This window comes from Pseudomonas sp. NPDC087612, from assembly GCF_044743505.1.
Lineage (GTDB): Bacteria > Pseudomonadota > Gammaproteobacteria > Pseudomonadales > Pseudomonadaceae > Aquipseudomonas.
Genome location: NZ_JBIUWO010000006.1, coordinates 134239 through 152730, shown reverse-complemented (window position 1 = coordinate 152730; position 18492 = coordinate 134239). Strand labels below are relative to the sequence as shown.

Sequence of the window (18492 nt, the reverse complement as noted above, 5' to 3'; positions counted from 1 at the left end):
GCAAATCGCTGTGTCAGGCCGGCGGCACCGGCGCGATGACTTCCTCGGTCAATGTCTCGGTCAGCGCTGCACGCTGCTGACTGACAAGAGACTCCAGTCTGCCACGCCATTGCGGCATGCGCTCAGAATCCTGGACCACCGTCGCAACCGACGCTGGCTGGACCTCCATGGCCATGGCCAACAGGTTTCTTACCTCATCGTCCAGTGTCTCTGGCTGCTGACTCCCTTGAGCCAAGGCATTGAGGTAGTCCCTGGCCATTCGCGCACGCTCATTGAGCAGCCCATGACGCGCCGGGAATACTGCACGCAGATAGCCGGCCCAGTAGCCTTCACTGCGAAGCCAACGATTCAGATCAGTGGCTTCGCTGCGCGACACCGCATCCAGCGCCGCTTGCAGATGGTTTTCAGTGATCCAATCGTGGGTGGTGCGGATCGTGCGCCCCAGCAATGGCAGGGTCATCGGCAAACGCTGGACCAACCTGAAGTGGAAGTCCTCGAACACCTGGTACAGGTCAATCGCCCGCCCTGGCTGGCGCCACTCATGAAAATGCGCCTCGATGTGACGAAGCAAGGCGCGAGAGCGGCCGCGCAAACGCCCTTGGGCAATCAATACACTACGTGCGTCCCCCCTATTGTGGATCGCTCGTTGCGCCAGTGCGTACTCCAGCACCTGGTCAAGGATGTAAAAGTCATCACGCGCCTCATTGGTGTAGCGCACCACGGCCCTGCAAATCGCGTCGCGCAAGACCTGCTGTTCATACATCAGATCAAATAGCGACTGCACCTGTTGCAAGAATGCATCACGGCTGAGCCTGGCGGATTCGGTACGACCCATGCGCTCAAGCACATCGAAAAGCAGGCCCATGCCGAAGCTCTGGCTGAGGCGCACAATCTGCCAGCGGGCTCTTTGCAAAGCATCGCCACCTTCGAACAGGTTCATGAGCGGTTCACGCTGTGCCGACTCCACCGCCCGATGGGGATTACCGACAGCAGCCATTTCCGCCTCTACCCTCACGCGTTCAGTTTGGGGCAGGTACGACAGCGTCAGCCTTAATCCCGGTACACGTCCAGCCCCTTCCGGAACTTGGGTGAAGTGGTTCTCCAGCAGCGAAGCCAGGGTCAAAGCGGGCAAGGTTTCAAGGCCCTGCGGCCACTCGGTGATTCCGGTCTGGTCGAGGCGCAATCGCTGTAGCCCCGTCAGGTTGCCCAGATGAGGCGCCATCCCCAGGGGGTTGCCGGAGAGGTCAAGATGCTGCAAGCGGGTCAGTCCCTGCCACTGCTCTACGGTGTCGGCGTCGAGGGTGATGTGGTTGTCGATCAGCAATAGCCACTGCAGCTGCGTCAACTGCGCCAATGCCCCGGCTTCGAACAGGGCCTGGCTATCAAAGATGGACAATACCCTGAGGGTTTCGATGGCCGCCAGTGCCGCCAGATGTTCCGCGCTCCAGCGTATCGGGACAGGTGTGGCAAACTCGATGTACAAGGCTGTCAGACTCGTCGAGTGACGCAGCGGCGCCAACGCTTCGGGGCCCATGCCCGGACAGGCAAGGCGCAGATATTCCAGCACCGGCAACTGGCCGATGTCGGCAGGCAAGGATTGCAGCACGATCCCTTCGATCTGCAGGTCGCGCAGATTGGGGAATGCGCGCAGAAAACCTTCGGGAATACTGGTGATATCCAGGACACTGAGCACCAGAACCTCTACCCCTGCCAGCTCACCGTTCAATACTGGCAGGCTGTCGAGCGCCAGCCCGCTCAGGCGCAACTCAATGCCACCCGACGGCAGCCTGATGACCCGGTCCTCGACCGTGCGAAAGCGCCACGCAGCGCTGAGCAACTGGGCGACCCGCTGGCGTTGCTCGCGCCCCGACCAGTAACGCTGGTCATGCCCGTGCAGCACGATTTCGAAAGCACCGCCCTCCACCCAGTTGTCCAGCGAAACGCTAAATGCAATCGAAGCGCGCTCAAGCGCTGCCACCGCTTGTTCACTCTGTTGCGCGCTGCCGGTCAGGCGTTCGAGCCGCACAGCAATCTGTTCAGGCGTGTCATCGACGAACATGGCCTCCAGGCGCTGTTGCAGTGTACGCGAGCCGAACAACCGGTTGATCGCGCTGCTGCCCGGGTACGCCCGACGTCCCGCCACCGCGGGCAAACTGGCGCTCAACCAGTCAGGCGGCGCGGCGATCCCCAGCAGCCCGCGCGCACGGTCCGGCTGTTCGGTCGCCAAGTCACGCAACCTGCGGCGCAACGCTTCGGCACTGGCCATGGAGGTTGGCAAGGCGTTTCTCGTGAGTGCCGGCAAGGCGGCGAACAGGCAGGTAAAAAATCCATAGCTTGCGCTGGCGAAACTACCCAGGTTCAGGCCCCCTGCATCGTACAGTTCCCAGCGCTGCTCCATGCGCACCAGTACACGGCTGTTGGTTGCGCTGAGCTCTCCGATGCTCGATACCAGTGCCCCTGTGCGGGTCGATTCACGCAGTTCCAGGCGCAATCGCCCAGGCCAGCCGGGCAGATGCTCCAGCAAGTTCAACGCCAGTACCTGAGTATCATTGTTTTGCAGATAGCCAAGCTCGAAGTCGGTGAACGCCCGACTGAGCCGAACCCGGCGCGAGACTTCCACCACGCGCTCGGTCAATGCCAGGGAGGGCTCTTGTCCGGCCTGCCAACGTGCCCGTTCGCGAACATCGACATCGCGCAACACTTGCGCAGCAACGGCCCGGGTCAAGCCAGGGAACAGGCGCTGCAAGGTGGCCAGCGCCTGCTCGTCATCCACCGCGACATCCAACAGGGAAGGCGTAGGATTCTGGTAGAACTGGTCGAAAAGAGCCCGACGCACTCGTTCAAGACCGTTTGCCAGGTCCGCGCACACCGAGGCTCGCCGGGATGCACTGTCATCTTCGCGCTCATCTTCGTCGTCGCTCAGGTCGCGCCGGCGCCGTGGCGCGTCTTCCAGCACCTGGACCACCTTGTCGATCAAGCGATTATGCTGCAGGTCGGCCCGCGCCACTTTCAAGGGCTCTACCCCCTCTTGCGCGCTGCCGTGGACCTGCAGCGGTTCCCCCCAGAACTCGACGCTGTCATACAGCTCGATCGTTTTGCCCTGTGGCCAGTTCGGCAACTGCACCAGTATTTGCGCTACCTGCACGTAGTCCTCAGCCAGCAGATTGCCTTTGCGGGCGCGATTGACCAAGCCCAGCACCTGGCGGTCAACGGCAAGGCGGATCAGGGTTTCATGCAGTACGCCGGGTATCGGCTGGTCGTCACGGAAAACCTGCTGCAGTTCCTCGGTGGTCACGCCACTGATTTCGCCAAGCAAATGCAGCTCGGCGGCAGCAAAGCGCTCGACCAGATGCCCCAGGCGCCGCAGCAAGGTTGCCTTGCTCCAGCGCTGGGGCTGCTCCATCACATGGTGCCAGGCACCCTGGCCGTTATGCTCCAGCGCCGGACGAAACAGCGACGAATCCCTGGGGGAGACAATTCGCCACTTGTCTAGCGCGGTGTCTTTCTCGATCTGGTAGATATCGCTGTCGATCCGCACCCACTGTTTGCCGTCGGCGTCATAGATACCGTTGGAGCGGTTGGGCGCCAGCTGGTTCTTCCAGCGAACGTTGCGCGCATAGGGCAGCAGATCGGGATGCCACAGTTGCTCGCGGCCATCGTCCAGGCGCACGAGGACCAGGCCGGCCATGGCCGAGGGCACCGACAGCTCGTCCTCCTCTTCACCGTCTGCAATCGCAGCATTGAGCAGGATCGCCCGCAAGAACGCTTGACCGCTTTCCTGCACCCTTACACTCCAGTGATCGGCACCATGGAAGAAGTGCGTCAGCAGCTTTGCCGCCAACACGGCGATAAACGCAATGCCCATGACCGGCATGAACAGCGTCGCCCCGCCCAGGACCGCCAAACTGGTGTTGTAGCCTTTGTCCAAGTCGCCTCGGGAGATGTCGTCAGTGTCCTGAGTGCTCACCACCAGTGCCGCCGATTCGTCGCGGATGAACTGGACGCATTCACTGTAGAGCACATCGAACAGCTCCCGGCGCACATCCACTTGCTGCCAATGCTGGGCGCGGTGCAGGCTGATCGGATCGACCAGCAGGTCAAGAAACGCTGGCCGCTCCTTGATCGTGACAAAACGCGCCAGGAACAGCCGAAACTCGCGGTCGGCCAGGCGGCCGATCAGGTCGCTCTTGAACGCTTCCAGCGAGGCATACTGTTTGAGCGGATGCAGCGGGTCTGCGGGGATGTGGACGATGCAGGGGACGGTCGCGGTGGCGTCGGTAACGGAGGGCGCAATGATCACAATCTGCGTCAATGCCACACCGAACAGAGCCAGACGGCTGCACTGGCTGGCGTTGAAAGGATTGGTCCGGGCCAGACCGACCTTCAGTGGCGAATCGACCCGCGCGTCAGCGGACTGCCTCAACAAGGCCAACACGGCGGCATAACCCTGTTCGTCGATGTCGCCCTTGATGCGTGCGATATTGGCTTCTACCTCCATGAGATCGCGCATCGCTGTCTTCTTCTTGTTGCGCAGCACCTCCTTGTCGCTTGCGTTGCTCAACACGCTTTCCAGGTGTGCCTGATAGCGCTTGCCCAGGTCCAGCTCGCGGCACCCTGCGGCGAAATCGGCGGCGGAGATCGGCAACAGGTCAGGATAAGGCGGCGCACTGTCGGTTGCAGTCAGCACGCTGGTCTTGTCGCTTTTCAAGGCAGCCAGCTCATCACTGCTGAAGTTCTTCAACACCGCCTCGAACAGCGAAACACTGGAGATCTTGAAGCCAGCCGTACGCAGCACGAAACGAGCCTCAAGGATATCTGCAGTCGCCTGGAAGCGTGTCTGCAGCCACTGTTCAAGCACTGGCTTGCAAAATTCATAGGCGCTTTGCAGGTTGGCAAATGCTTTGGCAGCTTCGTGGCGCGAAGCATGGCTGCGGGCCTGGCTGGCATGCAGGGCGTTACGCATGGGTCGCGCAGCGCCAGTCAACCATTGCGGCTGGCTGGTAGTGGCGCTGTCGGGCAGCATGGCGGCCAGTTCGGTGCGTTTGAGCTGCGCAATCCAGGAGGGGACGCGTGCCTGCATGAAGGCCACGTTGGGGTGAGAAGATGGCATGGTGTACGTCACTCTGGCGGTTGGGGAAACGCCAGTTGAATTCAACCCGCACGCTTCGGGGCGTTAGATATATGTAGCGCTTGCCGGTCACGGCGGCGCAGGCACATCAGGCTCAGTGATCGCAGCGCAACACAGTGGTCTATAACAGCGGGACAACGCTTGTTAGGGGATGGGCAAGCCATTAGATTGCCAATGATCCTCCCCTCCGATCATAAGGGAAACGAATGACGCTCACCGACCAGTCCACCCAGGTCCGACCCGGCGAAGAACTTGATGCCGCAGTGATCGACCCTTATCTGAAAGCGCATATCCAGGGCCTGACCGGTGCGCCGACCATCAGCCAGTTCCCCGGTGGTGCCTCGAACCTGACCTACCTGGTGCAATACCCCGGGCGCGAGTTTGTGTTGCGTCGCCCGCCGTTTGGTCACAAGGCCAAATCCGCCCATGACATGGGCCGCGAGTTCCGCATCCTCAACCAGCTCAACAGCGGCTTCCCCTACTGCCCCAAGGCCTACGTGCATTGCACCGACGAGTCGCTGATCGGTGGCGAGTTCTATGTCATGGACCGGGTCAAGGGCATCATCTTGCGCTCGGACCTGCCGCCGGAGCTGGGCCTGGATGCCCAACGCACCGAGGCCCTGTGCAAGAGCTTCATCGAGCGGATGGTCGAGCTGCACCAGGTCGACTACAACGCCTGCGGCCTGGGCGACCTGGGCAAGCCCGAAGGCTACGTGCAACGCCAGATCGAGGGCTGGGCCAGCCGCTACGAAAAAGCCCTGACCGCCGATGCGCCACGCTGGGAAAAGGTCATCGCCTGGCTGCGCGAGAAAATGCCGGCCGATCACCCCAAGCCTGCCATCGTGCACAACGACTACCGCTTCGACAACGTCATCCTCGATGCCGACAACCCCATGCGCATCATCGGCGTGCTCGACTGGGAAATGACCACCATTGGCGATCCGCTGATGGATCTGGGCAACACCCTGGCCTACTGGATTCAAGCCGACGACCCGGCGCCGGTGCAACTGATGCGCCGCCAGCCAAGCAACGCCCCGGGCATGCTCACCCGCCAGCAGTTTGTCGATTACTACGGCGAACGTGCCGGGATCAAAATCGACAACTACGACTTCTACTACACCTACGGCCTGTTCCGCCTGGCCGGCATCGTCCAGCAGATCTACTACCGGTTCTTCCACGGCCAGACCCAGGACAAGCGCTTCGCCCAGTTCATCCACATGAACACGCTGCTGGAGCACATGAGCCTGCAGGTCATCGGCAAGTCCCCACTCTGACGACTCCAACAAGGAAAAGACCATGTCCAAGACCCACCTGTTCGACCTCGACGGCAAAGTCGCCTTCGTCTCCGGCGCCAGCCGCGGCATCGGCGAAGCCATCGCCCACCTGCTGGCCCAGCAAGGCGCCCATGTGATCGTCTCGAGCCGCAAGCTCGAGGGTTGCCAGCAGGTTGCCGAAGCGATCATCGCCGCCGGTGGCAAGGCCACCGCGGTTGCCTGCCACATCGGCGAGATGGAGCAGATCAGCCAGGTCTTCGCCGGCATTCGCGAACAGTTCGGGCGCCTGGACATCCTGGTCAACAACGCCGCCACCAACCCGCAGTTCTGCAACGTGCTGGACACTGACCTTGGCGCCTTCCAGAAGACCGTCGACGTCAACATCCGCGGTTACTTCTTCATGTCGGTGGAAGCCGGCAAGCTGATGCGCGACAACGGTGGCGGCAGCATCATCAACGTTGCCTCGATCAACGGCGTGTCGCCGGGGATCTTCCAGGGCATCTACTCGGTGACCAAGGCGGCGGTGATCAACATGACCAAGGTCTTCGCCAAGGAATGCGCGCCGTTCGGTATCCGCTGCAACGCCCTGCTGCCAGGCCTGACCGATACCAAATTCGCCTCGGCGCTGGTCAAGAACGATGCGATCCTCAACACCGCGCTGCAGCAGATCCCGCTCAAGCGCGTGGCCGACCCGAAAGAGATGGCCGGCGCGGTGCTGTACCTGGCCAGCGACGCATCGAGCTACACCACTGGCGTCGCGTTAAATGTCGACGGTGGCTTTCTGAGCTAAGGGCTGGCCGTAAAAGAAAGGGGCTCAGGCCCCTTTCTTCATGCCTCGATGCTTTTGCCGATCAGGGCTTGCGCTGTACACCCGAAGGCCCCGGCTGCGGGCTTTGTGTCGGGACGCCCTGGGCAAAGTACTCGCTGACTACCTGCCGGGTGTATTCGACCCTGGACAACTGGATCAATGCCGGCATCAGGTTGAACGCCTGCAGCCGATGATCTTCGTTGTCCAGCACCAGCGGCCCGGAACTCACCGGCACCTCATCACGCTCGGCAATGACTTTGCGGGCCTGAGTCAAGAGTTGCTCCAGCCGGGTACGTGCCGACTCGCCCAATGTGCGTGGCAGCCCTTCACCAACGGCCAATTCCTGCAGCGCCGATTCAACCTCGTAGCTCCAGGGAGCGCACTCTTGCGCAACCAGGTGCTCCTGCCAGAACGGCTGGTCGCTCAAGGCAACCGGGAAATCCTGAGCCTGCGTGGTCAGCACATCGGTCTCGACCTCATCCGCCATCGAACGGGTCATCCATGTCACCATGCCGGCATTGGCCTGGCGTCTGGGCTGGTGGCGCAAGCGTAGCCGGGCCGTCAACGCGATACGAATATACAACTCGATTTCGGCATAGTCCGGTTGACCGTCGGGATTAGGGCGTTGTGCCCACCAATCGCGATAGCGCCTGGCCACAGACTCGCGCAGGCTGCGAACCCGCCACAGCGACAGGCCCAGTTCAATCAGCGCGGGGCGGGCATCACCGGAGGTAGTGGCCACCACCCGATCCGCTTCTGCCAGCCCCAGCAGGTCGGAAAAACGCTGCACTGCAGAATCTATGCAGCCCAGGTCCAGTGCTACGCGGTAGAACTCCTCGCGCCGGGTTTCATCGAACATGCGCAGGATGATCGAGTGGGCTTGTCTGGTTACCTCTTCGCGCTCATCCGCTGGCGTTCGCGACAGTATCGTGTTCATCAACGCAAAGAACGCACGACTGCCGTTACTGTCCGCGTCAATCAATTCCTGCGCCAGACTCCGCTCCTGCGTCGACAAGCCCTCGAGCAGAACGTTTTCGTCGCCCTCTCCACCACTAACTTCCTCCTCGGATTCACTTGTTGACTCGCCCATCATGACGCGTGACAGGCGGACTTCACCATAAATCGCCCCTGACAGGTTATTCACTTGCGCCAGTTCCGAAAGCAATCGCTCGCGGTCCGTGGGATTGAGCCCGTGAACCGACAGACGCAGCCCAGGCACACGGCCAGCACCAGCAGCCACGCTCAGCAGATTGACATCCTCAAGGTTGGCGCGCTCGATGTGCGTCAGGCCTTCCAGGCCTAGCGGCCAAGCGGCGTACGAGTAATGCAGGTCCAGGCAACGCAACTCACTCATGCGCCTGACATCGATTGCGTCGTGCAGTGGCGTGCGACTCAGATCCAGGTGGCGCAGATGAACGAGCCCGCTAACATTCTCCCCATACAGCGTGAACGCGTTGCCGGACAGGTCAAGATAGGTCAGATGTTGAAGTGGCGTTAGCGCACCGATCACATCGCCCTCGAACCACGCCTGGCAGTCCCGGAGCACCAATCGCTGCAGATGTTGGCAACGGGCGATGGCCGCCATATCTTCGGCGTACCAGGTGAAGGTTTGGCTAGGACTTGCCGCTGGCCACAGATTGATGATGTTCAGTTCCCTTAGCTGCGAAAGCAGGCCGATCGGCCTCAAGTCCTCTGCACGCATGTGCGCGTTTATCAAGGACAGCGTGTGCAGCTGCGGCAAATCGGTCAGGCCGTTTGGCAAGCTGTCTATCCTGGCCGTCAGATGCAGTTCGCGCAGGTTCGCAAAGCGCGCGATAAAGCTGCCAGGCAGGGTATCCATGCTCGGCAGGTTAAGGGTTAGGCGCTGTATGGCGTCGAACTCCAGCGGCAATGCGGGCAGGCTGTCGACAAACGCATCGTTGATCTCGAGCACAGTGACGGTCGGGTCCAGGGCGTTGAGCAACTGCTCGGCAATATGCCCTCGGCGGCGCGCAGCAAAACCCGTCCCATACACAGTGGTGGCCCCGACCCAGGCCCGCAGCGCACCGTCCAGGCGCAGTCGCGCGTCCTCCAGACGATTGAGTGCGTCAACGACCGTTGGCCCCTGTCGTGTCACCTGGTCAAGAATATGTTGTATATGGCTCTCAGATGCCCGAGGGAACATCAACTGCAAGCGTTCGATGCTGCTCTCGCGCTCGAAGCGCCCACCCGTTCCCGCCATCGCCCGGGCGCGGCGCTCGGATCCATGCGGATGCAAGGTAACCCGTGGGCGTTCGATGCCGAGCAAGGCCTGGGAGCGCGTCGGCTGGCTAACAGCCAGTTCATACAGCAGGTCGCGCAGTCGTGCAGTCTCGTTCGTACCCAACCCCAGGCGTTGGCGCTGCGCCGGCCCCATCAGATCCAGCAATGCGGCATAGAAATCAACGTGGAAACGGCTTTCAAGGTAACGTTCGCCCTGCAGTTGAACCACTTCGTAGCTGAACGGGCCGCCGCTCCCCAGCCCCCAGGACGCTGCACCTGGCACCTGGGCAAGGCGCCTGGGCGTGGTTCTGCGCACATCCCCGGGGTACATCGCCAGGTTCAGGTCCGAGTGCCAGCCGGGCAAGGCCGGTAACAATTCGAACGCCAGTGTACGGGTATTAATGTCGGCTTGAACCGGCGCGCGAAAGCCCATCAGCGTCCGCGTCAGCCGATAGGCGTTCCAGGCCCGGCGTGAACGCTCGAACAGGTTCAGGTCAAGGACTCCGCGGGCAAGACGTTCCAGAACTGCCGGTGAGGACTGGACAATCAGCTCGTCAAGCATCTGCACAGGCAGGTTCGGGTAGTGCTGGACAAGCTCGCCGAGCTGTACATCGGAAGCCACTTGCGCCGGCTCAGGCAGTTGCAGCGCGGTCTCGCTACGCGCCAGGAATGCACGAAACAGCCTGTCGTACCATTCCAGAAATAGCACCGCCGGCGGTGTGCCGCAGTCAGGGCCGCAATAAGCGTTATCATCGTCCGGTTGTGGGCTGCGTCGTGGCCGGGGTACCTGAGTCTCGGTGACCGTATACAACGCACGAAATTCTGCCAGCTCTGGCACCTCGTACTCAGCAGGCACCACACGCCCGTCCTTGACCAGAGTCAGCAGCGATTCGGTCTTGCGCACCCGCCGCAATTGGCCAATCGTCCACACCAGCAATGCAGGCGGCGCATCGTCATTGCTATACACCCTGCGCAAGGTGGTATTGGTGACACCACTGAGGCGCGCCGCCAGCATCAGGTCGTCATCACCCAGGTCGTCCAGCCAGCTCCCCAGGCGACGCAGTAGCGATAGCCGCCCCCACCGTTCGGGCCGCTCCAGGCTGTGATGCCAACTGCCCGCGCCGTTGTGTTCGAGGATCGGGTTATAAGTACGTGCTTCGGAATCCAGGTATAAGCGCTCTTTACCAATACTGGCATCGAATTTGATCAAATAGCTGCGGCCATTGATACGGATGGCCCGCCCCAGAGACGAGTGGATGATGCCTTGGCTATTGGGCGGATCGAATTGCAACTTGGGCGGCAAGGTATAGCTGCTCAGGTTGCTGGCCCAACGCCCGTAACGGCCGTTGGGCAGGATCACCCAGCGCCATGGCTTGACGAAATCCGAAGGGGCCTGGCCTTCGTCCTCTTCCTCGGCTTGAAATCCGACCCCGGCACCGAACATCAGGTGCTGCTGAGTAGCCTCGAGAAAATAAGGGATGGGGGCAAACGTTTTCGTGCGGCCCTCCACCAACGCCGTGGGCACCGCCAGATACCTGGCATCGTCGCCAAGCCTGCGGCACATTTGCTCGTACCAGTGTGCCTTCAAACCTTTGCCCAGCGATTCGGTGCGCAGATTCAAGCGCTTGTTGCGTGTGTACTCGTCGGGCTCCTGCAACGCGTCAAACACGCTGGACCATTTGGCCATTGGTACGAAACGGCGAAAAAAAGCCTGAAAATCGCTAGAAGTCAGCTGTATCTGCAGATCGTTCAGGAACGCTGAACGGGAGGGGTACTCCTTCAATGGCTGCTGGGGATGTCCCGGTACAAAGGCAACACAGGGCGACTGAGGCTTGTCGGCACCAAACACCAGAATTTCACTGAGTGCCACATCGCCCAGCAGGTGCAGCGACCACTCCTCGGCATAATCGTAGGGGGAGATACCGTCATTGAGGGTATGACGGATCTGACTGCCATGGCGGTCATCGCGTGCCGCTCCGTTGATGAACGCGTTGACGATCACGTTAGCGGCACTGCTCAGCAGGCCCTTGATATCGGCAATCGCCAGCTCCTCGGCCAGGACATTCATCGCAGCGACACATTTGACCTGCGCCAGGGAATCGGCAGCCAGCTCACGGGTTAAATACTCCTGATACTGTTTGCCCATATCCAGGGAACGAACGCGCAACGCATAGGCAATACCCTCATCGGCGTAACACACGATGGATATGATGCTACTCCAGGCGTTCCGATCCTTGCCGGTGAAGCCAGCAAAAAGATCGAACTCCGTGGGTACGGCCAGCTTGATGTAGGGGTTGCGAGCCAATTGCAGTAGTTGCGCTTGATTGAAATTCTGCAAGGCGGCTTCGTACATTGAGCGCTGACTCAGCAGCACCTCATCCAGATCATTAGGTAATGTATCTGACTGGGGTTTGAACACCAGAAACGTGCCATTTACGGTGTCGACCACTTCGCCATAACTTTTACCAGCCATTTTCTCAAGCTGGGGTCGACAAAACTCATACAGGGTCTGCAACTTACTGATTGTCGCCGTCAGCTCACGGCGCAGCGTGCGGCCCTCTTCACGTATGCGCATCAGGCGCAGGCGCTTGGCCGGATCGGCAGTCTGCAGCCATTGGGGCAACCCTTCCTGTTCAAGGGGTGAAAACGACGACGGAATGTAACCGATCCCGGCATACGGCAACGATGGCGCAGGGGAATTGTTCATTAGCGATGACATCACAGATGCCTCTGATTGAAGGAGAACCTTCAGTTCATCAGAGGCAGGCAGCGCCGATCACATAGATAGTTGTTCAGTACCCGGGTTGCACTGGGCAGCGCAAACGCTTGCGTTTAACATGGCGGCCTTGCGCCTGCCGACGCGCGTCCTGTTAAGCCCACGCCATGCCTTTCGAACTCAGCGTAGACCCCATCACCCTGGCGATTCTTGCCGCCGTCGCTTTCGTTGCCGGTTTCATCGATGCCATTGCCGGCGGTGGCGGCCTGCTCACCACCCCGGCGCTGCTCACCGCCGGCATGCCACCGCACCTGGTGCTGGGCACCAACAAGCTCAGCTCGACCTTCGGCTCGGCCACCGCCGGCTTCACCTACTACCGGCGCAAACTGTTCCACCCACGGCAGTGGCGTCATGCCCTGGTCGGTACTTTTATCGGTGCCCTGATCGGTGCGGTGGTGGCCCACTACCTGCCGGCCGAATGGCTGAACAAGATGCTGCCGGTGATCGTCTTTCTGTGTGGCGTGTACCTGCTGTTCGGCGGCACGCCCAAGGCGCCGCTGGATGCCGATGCGCCGGTGAAAAACAAGTGGCAGATCCCCCAGGGCTTCACCCTGGGCTTCTACGACGGCGTGGCCGGCCCAGGCACCGGCGCGTTCTGGACCGTCAGCACGCTGCTGCTTTACCCCATCGACCTGGTCAAGGCCAGCGGCGTGGCGCGCAGCATGAACTTCGTCAGTAACGCCGCAGCGCTGTCGGTGTTTATCTTCTCCGGCCAGGTCGACTGGCTGGTGGGCCTGTCGATGGGCTCGGCACTGATGGTCGGCGCGTTCTTCGGCGCGCGCACCGCCATCAGCGGCGGCAGCAAGTTCATCCGCCCGGTGTTCATCACCGTGGTGCTGGCGCTGACCGTGCGCCTAGCGTGGCAGCACTGGTTCGGCCAGGCCTAGGCGGCGGGCCACGTACAGGTCGATCAGATAGCGCGCAATCGAACGCCCCGCCGGCAACGGCGGTAGCGCATCGACGCGAAACCACTGGGCGTCCTCGATCTCGTCCGGCTGCATGACGATTTCGCCGCCGGCGTACTCGGCATGAAAACCGAGCATCATCGAATGGGGGAACGGCCAGCACTGGCTGCCGACGTACTGGATGTTCTGCACCTCGATCGCCACCTCTTCGCGCACTTCGCGCACCAGGCAGTCTTCGGCCGATTCGCCAGGCTCGGCGAAGCCTGCCAGGGTGCTGTAGACGCCGCTGACAAAGCGCGGTGAACGGGCCAGGAGGATTTCGTCGCCACGGCTGATCAGCACGATCATGCTCGGCGAGATGCGCGGGTAGCTGCGTAAATCACACGGCGCGCAGTACATCGCCCGCTCCCAGTGGATTTGCTCCATGGCCTGGCCGCAACTGCCACAGAAGCGGTGCTCGCGGGCCCAGGTGCCGATCTGCGCGGCATAGCCAAGAATCTTGTAGGTCTCGAAGTCGCCTTCGAGCATGAACTGACGCAAGCCGCGCCAGCTGCAGCCGGCTACCGCCTGCGGGCTGCGCAACTCCAGAAGGAACACCGGCTGGCCATCGAAATGGCCGATGCCGTGCTCGCAAAGCACGTCCAGCGCCTGGCGCTTGAGCCAGTCACGCGGGAACAGCGCGCCGTTGTCATCGACCAGAAATCCCTCGCGGCTGCGGGCGACCGCCCAGCCGCCGGTGAGGTTTGTGTCCAGTACTGCGGTGGTCCAACGCGCTGACATGTGCCGGTTCCTTGCGGGGTTCGCCGCCGGGGGTCAGTCGGCGAACTCGGGTTTCTGTTTGCTCATGTGGGCGGCAACCGCCACCCGCAGATCGGTGGATTGCAGCATGGCGGCGTTCCAGGTGGCGATGTACTCCAGGCCATCGTCGATGCGGTGATCGCGCATGTAGCTGATCATGTGCTTGGTGCCGGCCACGGCAATGGGAGATTTTCCCGCAATTTCGGCGGCAATGGCAAAGACTCCGTCAAGCAGTGCCTCATGGCTGTCAAACACACGGTTGACCAGGCCGATGCGCTGGGCTTCGTCGGCGGCGACATTGCGCCCGGTGTAGGCCAGTTCGCGCATGATGCCGTCGCCGATGATCCGTGGCAGGCGCTGCAGGGTGCCAACGTCGGCGGCCATGCCCATGTCGACTTCCTTGATCGAGAACTGCGCGTCGCTGCTGCAGTAACGCATGTCGCAGGCCGAGACCAGGTCGATGGCGCCGCCGATGCAGTACCCCTGGATCGCCGCCAGCACCGGCTTGCGGCAGTTGTCCACGGCATTGAACGAGGCCTGCATGCGCAGGATGGTGCGGCGCAGCAGGCGCGCGTTGCGGCCGACGTCCTTGCCCAGTTCGTTGGCCACCGAGGCCAGCAGCATCAGGTCGATGCCGGAAGAAAAATGCTTGCCGGCACCACTGATGACCACCGCGCGCACTTCGTCGGTTTCATCAATCCAGCGGAAGATCTCGACGATTTCGCTCCAGAACGCCGCGTTCATGGCGTTGTACTTTTCCGGGCGGTTGATCTGCACGTGGGCGATGCGGTTGTTCAGTTCGACCTTGAACGCTTGGTAGTCAGTCACGGTGCTCTCCTTGAAGGCGGCGAGGTTGATCGCAGGACTATAACAAGGTGCCCGTCGGCGCCAAGGCCGCGCTTGTGCCAAAACCGGGACTTTTACCTTGATCTCCGTTCGCACATGCGGCACTTTGCCCAGCTGTTGAATCATAAGGATACATTTTCATGTCCCGCTCCCTGGCCGGCGCCCTGGCCCACAATTTTCTTGGCCAGTCGCCGCGCTGGTACAAGGCCACCTTGTGCCTGTTCCTGCTGCTCAATCCCCTGCTGCTGTTCACCCTCGGCCCGGTGGTGGCCGGCTGGGTGCTGGTGATCGAGTTCATCTTCACCCTCGGCATGGCGCTCAAGTGCTACCCGCTGATGCCCGGCGGCCTGCTGATGGTCGAAGCCCTGCTGCTGGGCATGACCACGCCGCAAGCGCTGTATGAAGAGCTGCAGCACAACTTTCCGGTGATCCTGCTGCTGATGTTCATGGTCGCCGGAATCTACTTCATGAAGGACCTGCTGCTGTTCGTGTTTTCGCGGATTCTTCTCGGCGTGCGCTCCAAGGCCCTGCTGGCCTTGCTGTTCTGTTTTCTCTCGGCCTTTCTTTCGGCGTTTCTCGATGCGCTGACGGTGACGGCGGTGATCATCAGCGCGGCGGTCGGCTTTTACTCGGTGTATCACCGCGTCGCTTCCGGCGCCAACCCACGGGAAGACTCGGACCTGGACAGCGACCAGCACGTCGCCCACCTGCACCGCGAAGACCTGCAGCAATTTCGCGCATTCTTGCGCAGCCTGCTGATGCACGGCGCCGTGGGTACCGCCCTGGGCGGCGTGTGCACCCTGGTCGGCGAGCCGCAGAACCTGCTGATCGGCCACGAAATGGGCTGGCACTTTGCCGAGTTCTTCCTCAAGGTGGCGCCGGTGTCGCTGCCAGTACTGGCCGCCGGGCTGGTCACCTGCGTGCTGCTGGAGAAACTGCGCTGGTTCGGCTACGGCACCCTGCTGCCGGACAACGTGCGCCAGGTGCTGGCCGCCTATGCCGCCGAAGACGACGCTCAGCGCACCACCCAGCAACGTGCCGCACTGGTGGTGCAAGGCCTGGCGGCGCTGATCCTGATCATCGGCCTGGGCCTGCACGTGGCCGAAGTCGGCCTGATCGGCCTGCTGGTGATCGTGCTGATTACCGCCTTTACCGGCATCACCGACGAACACCGCCTGGGCCGCGCGTTCCAGGACGCCATGCCGTTCACCTCATTGTTGGTGGTGTTCTTTGCCGTGGTCGCGGTGATCCACCAGCAGCAGCTGTTTACCCCGCTGATCCAGTGGGTACTGGCGCTGCCGGCCGATCAGCAGCCGGGCATGCTGTTTATCGCCAACGGCCTGTTGTCGGCGATCAGCGACAACGTGTTCGTCGCCACCATCTATATCACCGAGGTCAAGCAGGCGTTTGTCAACGGCGGCATGAGCCGTGAACACTTCGAGACCCTGGCGGTGGCGATCAACACCGGCACCAACCTGCCGAGCGTGGCCACGCCCAATGGCCAGGCGGCATTCCTGTTCCTGCTGACCTCGGCGATTGCGCCGCTGATTCGCCTGTCGTATGGGCGCATGGTGTGGATGGCGCTGCCCTATACCGTGGTCATGGGTGGGCTGGGGTGGTGGGCGGTGACTTACTGGTTGTAATGCTGACTGCACGGGCCTCATCGCCGGCAACGCCGGCTCCACAATGGGTCTGCATGCACTGAACCTGTGGGAGCTGGCTTGCCAGCGATCGAGCGCGAAGCGGTCGCAATTTAGCCACAACTGATGTGCTGACTGCACCGGCCGCATCGCGGGTCAAGCCCGCTCCCACAGTGGATCTACATTCACCGAACCTGTGGTGGCCTTGCCAGCGATCGAGCGCGCAGCGCAATCCAGTCAGGCTCTCGCGATGCCTTTAACCACATTGCGCCCGGTCGCGCACCGGGCACTGGGCGCGGTGCAGGTTCAGCGCGGTGTTGATGATGCCGATATGGCTGAAAGCCTGGGGGAAATTGCCGAGCATGCGCCGGCCCAGCGGGTCGTACTGCTCGGCCAGCAGGCCGACGTCGTTGCACAGGGCCGCAAGACGTTCGAACAAGGTCCTGGCCTCCTCCTCCCGCCCCAGCAGCACATAGACATCCGCCAGCCAGAACGAACAGACCAGGAAGGTCCCCTCCCCCGGCGTCAGCCCATCGCAGCCACTGTCGCTGTCATAGCGCAGCAACAGGCCATTGCGCAGCAGACGCTGCTCGATGCGCGCAAGGGTGGCGAGAAAGCGCGGATCATCCGCCGGCAGGAAGCCGGTCAGGGCAATCTGCAGCAGGCTGGCATCCATTTCGGTCGAACCATAAGCCTGGACGAAACAGCCCAGCTGCCCATCGAAGCCCTGTTCACACACCTGCCGGTGAATCCTGGCCGCCACCTGACGGTAATGCCCGGCGCGCGCCTGACCTTCTTCGGTGGTATCGCTCAAGCCGGCAGCGCGGTCGAAGGCCACCCAGGCCATGACTTTGGAATGGGTGAAGTGCTGCTGCCCGCCACGCACCTCCCAGATGCCCTCGTCCGGCTGCTGCCAGGTTTTTTCCAGGTACGGCATGATCAACCGGGCAATCGCCGCGCTGCGCGGGTGGCGCGGCAGGCCACCACGAATTGCCTGGCTCATGGCATCGGCGACCTCGCCATAAATATCCAGTTGGTGCTGCAACGCTGCGGCATTACCGATACGCACCGGTTGTGCACCTTCATAACCGGCCAGCCACGGCACTTCATACTCCGCCAGCCGCCGCTCGCCGGCCAGGCCGTACATGATCTGCATCTGCTCGGGGTTGCCGGCCACCGAGCGCAGCAGCCATTCGCGCCAGGCCTGGGCCTCTTCGAAGTAACCAAGGTTCATGAACGCCAGCAAGGTCATGGTCGCATCACGCAGCCAGCAATAGCGGTAGTCCCAGTTGCGCTCACCGCCCAGGCGCTCGGGCAACGAGGTGGTCACCGCCGCGACAATGCCGCCGGTGGGCGCGTAGGTCATGGCCTTGAGGGTAAGCAGTGAGCGCTTGACCAGCGCCGTCCAGGGGCCGACGTCCGGGCAGCGCGACGAAAACTGCTGCCACTGCTCCCGGGTCCGTTGCAAAGCTTGCTCGGCATCGAACGCTGCAGGCAATGGCAGGTGTGACGCCTGGTGGCTCAGGCTGAAGGCCAGGCGCTGGCCGGCCTTGACGGTAAAGCGGCTGCCGGTGTGGTGATCCAGGGCCTGGGTGGCGGCGCCGCTGCGCAGTATCAGCCGGTCGGGGCCAACCACCGCCGAGAGCACCAGCGGCTCGGCCTTTTCGACCCAAGGCACACTGTTGCCATAGTCAAAGCGCATCACCAGGTCCATCTCGAACGGCACTTCGCCTTCCAGGCCCTCGACAAGGCGCAGCACGCTGTTGTGTTCAGCCAGGGGCATGCAGTCGATCAGGCGCGCACGGCCGCTGGCGGTGGTGAAGGTGGTGTGCAGGATCAGGGTGCCGTCCAGGTATTCACGGCTGACCTGCACCAAAGGCTCGCTCGGCGCCAGGCGCCAGCGGCCGTTTTCTTCATTGCCGAGCAAGGCGGCAAACACCGCCGGGGAGTCGAACCTGGGCAGGCACAGCCAGTCCAGGGAGCCGTCGCGGCCTACCAGCGCGGCGCTGCGACAGTTACCCAGCAGGGCGTAGTCTTCGATCAAACCCGGCATTCATCCCCCTTGTGCGTGAACCC

General features: G+C 62.0%; 9 protein-coding genes. 4 read left to right on the top strand and 5 right to left on the bottom strand.

Annotation, left to right across the window (positions count from 1 at the left end):
• Nucleotides 1–13: 13 nt before the first annotated feature.
• Nucleotides 14–5110 carry a dermonecrotic toxin domain-containing protein gene (locus tag ACIOVF_RS14225; RefSeq protein WP_401290195.1) on the bottom strand — a complete coding sequence of 1699 codons (5097 nt, stop codon included), beginning with the start codon at nt 5108–5110 and terminating at the stop codon, nt 14–16.
• 224 nt (nt 5111–5334) lie between these two features.
• On the opposite strand from ACIOVF_RS14225, the gene ACIOVF_RS14220 reads away from it, so the two are divergent.
• Nucleotides 5335–6402, top strand: a complete 1068-nt coding sequence (locus ACIOVF_RS14220; RefSeq protein WP_401290192.1) for a phosphotransferase family protein — start codon at nt 5335–5337, stop codon at nt 6400–6402.
• 22 nt (nt 6403–6424) lie between these two features.
• Nucleotides 6425–7192, top strand: a complete 768-nt coding sequence (locus ACIOVF_RS14215) for an SDR family oxidoreductase (protein WP_045198566.1) — start codon at nt 6425–6427, stop codon at nt 7190–7192.
• A 61-nt stretch (nt 7193–7253) separates the two neighbouring features.
• Here ACIOVF_RS14215 and ACIOVF_RS14210 read toward each other — a convergent pair whose 3' ends face one another.
• Complete coding sequence (locus ACIOVF_RS14210; protein WP_401290188.1) at nt 7254–12158, bottom strand: dermonecrotic toxin domain-containing protein; 4905 nt, start codon at nt 12156–12158, stop codon at nt 7254–7256.
• A 176-nt stretch (nt 12159–12334) separates the two neighbouring features.
• Between ACIOVF_RS14210 and ACIOVF_RS14205 the strand changes: the two genes are divergently transcribed.
• Nucleotides 12335–13114, top strand: coding sequence for a TSUP family transporter (locus ACIOVF_RS14205; protein WP_401290186.1), 780 nt, complete (start codon nt 12335–12337; stop codon nt 13112–13114).
• Here ACIOVF_RS14205 and nudC read toward each other — a convergent pair.
• Together nudC and ACIOVF_RS14195 are read right to left on the bottom strand one after the other, a co-directional pair.
• A complete protein-coding gene (gene nudC, locus ACIOVF_RS14200; protein WP_045198560.1) occupies nt 13082–13912 on the bottom strand; it encodes an NAD(+) diphosphatase in 831 nt (276 codons plus the stop codon). The genes ACIOVF_RS14205 and nudC overlap by 33 nt on opposite strands.
• A gap of 33 nt (nt 13913–13945) precedes the next feature.
• A complete protein-coding gene (locus tag ACIOVF_RS14195) occupies nt 13946–14758 on the bottom strand; it encodes a crotonase/enoyl-CoA hydratase family protein (protein WP_045198558.1) in 813 nt (270 codons plus the stop codon).
• Nucleotides 14759–14916: 158 nt separating this feature from the next.
• Between ACIOVF_RS14195 and nhaB the strand changes: the two genes are divergently transcribed.
• Nucleotides 14917–16419 (top strand): sodium/proton antiporter NhaB, encoded by a 1503-nt coding sequence (nhaB, locus tag ACIOVF_RS14190; RefSeq protein WP_093383671.1) that lies wholly within the window; start codon nt 14917–14919, stop codon nt 16417–16419.
• A gap of 253 nt (nt 16420–16672) precedes the next feature.
• Here nhaB and ACIOVF_RS14185 read toward each other — a convergent pair whose 3' ends face one another.
• Complete coding sequence (locus ACIOVF_RS14185; RefSeq protein ID WP_401290181.1) at nt 16673–18469, bottom strand: glycoside hydrolase family 15 protein; 1797 nt, start codon at nt 18467–18469, stop codon at nt 16673–16675.
• Between the last annotated feature and the right edge of the window lie 23 nt (nt 18470–18492).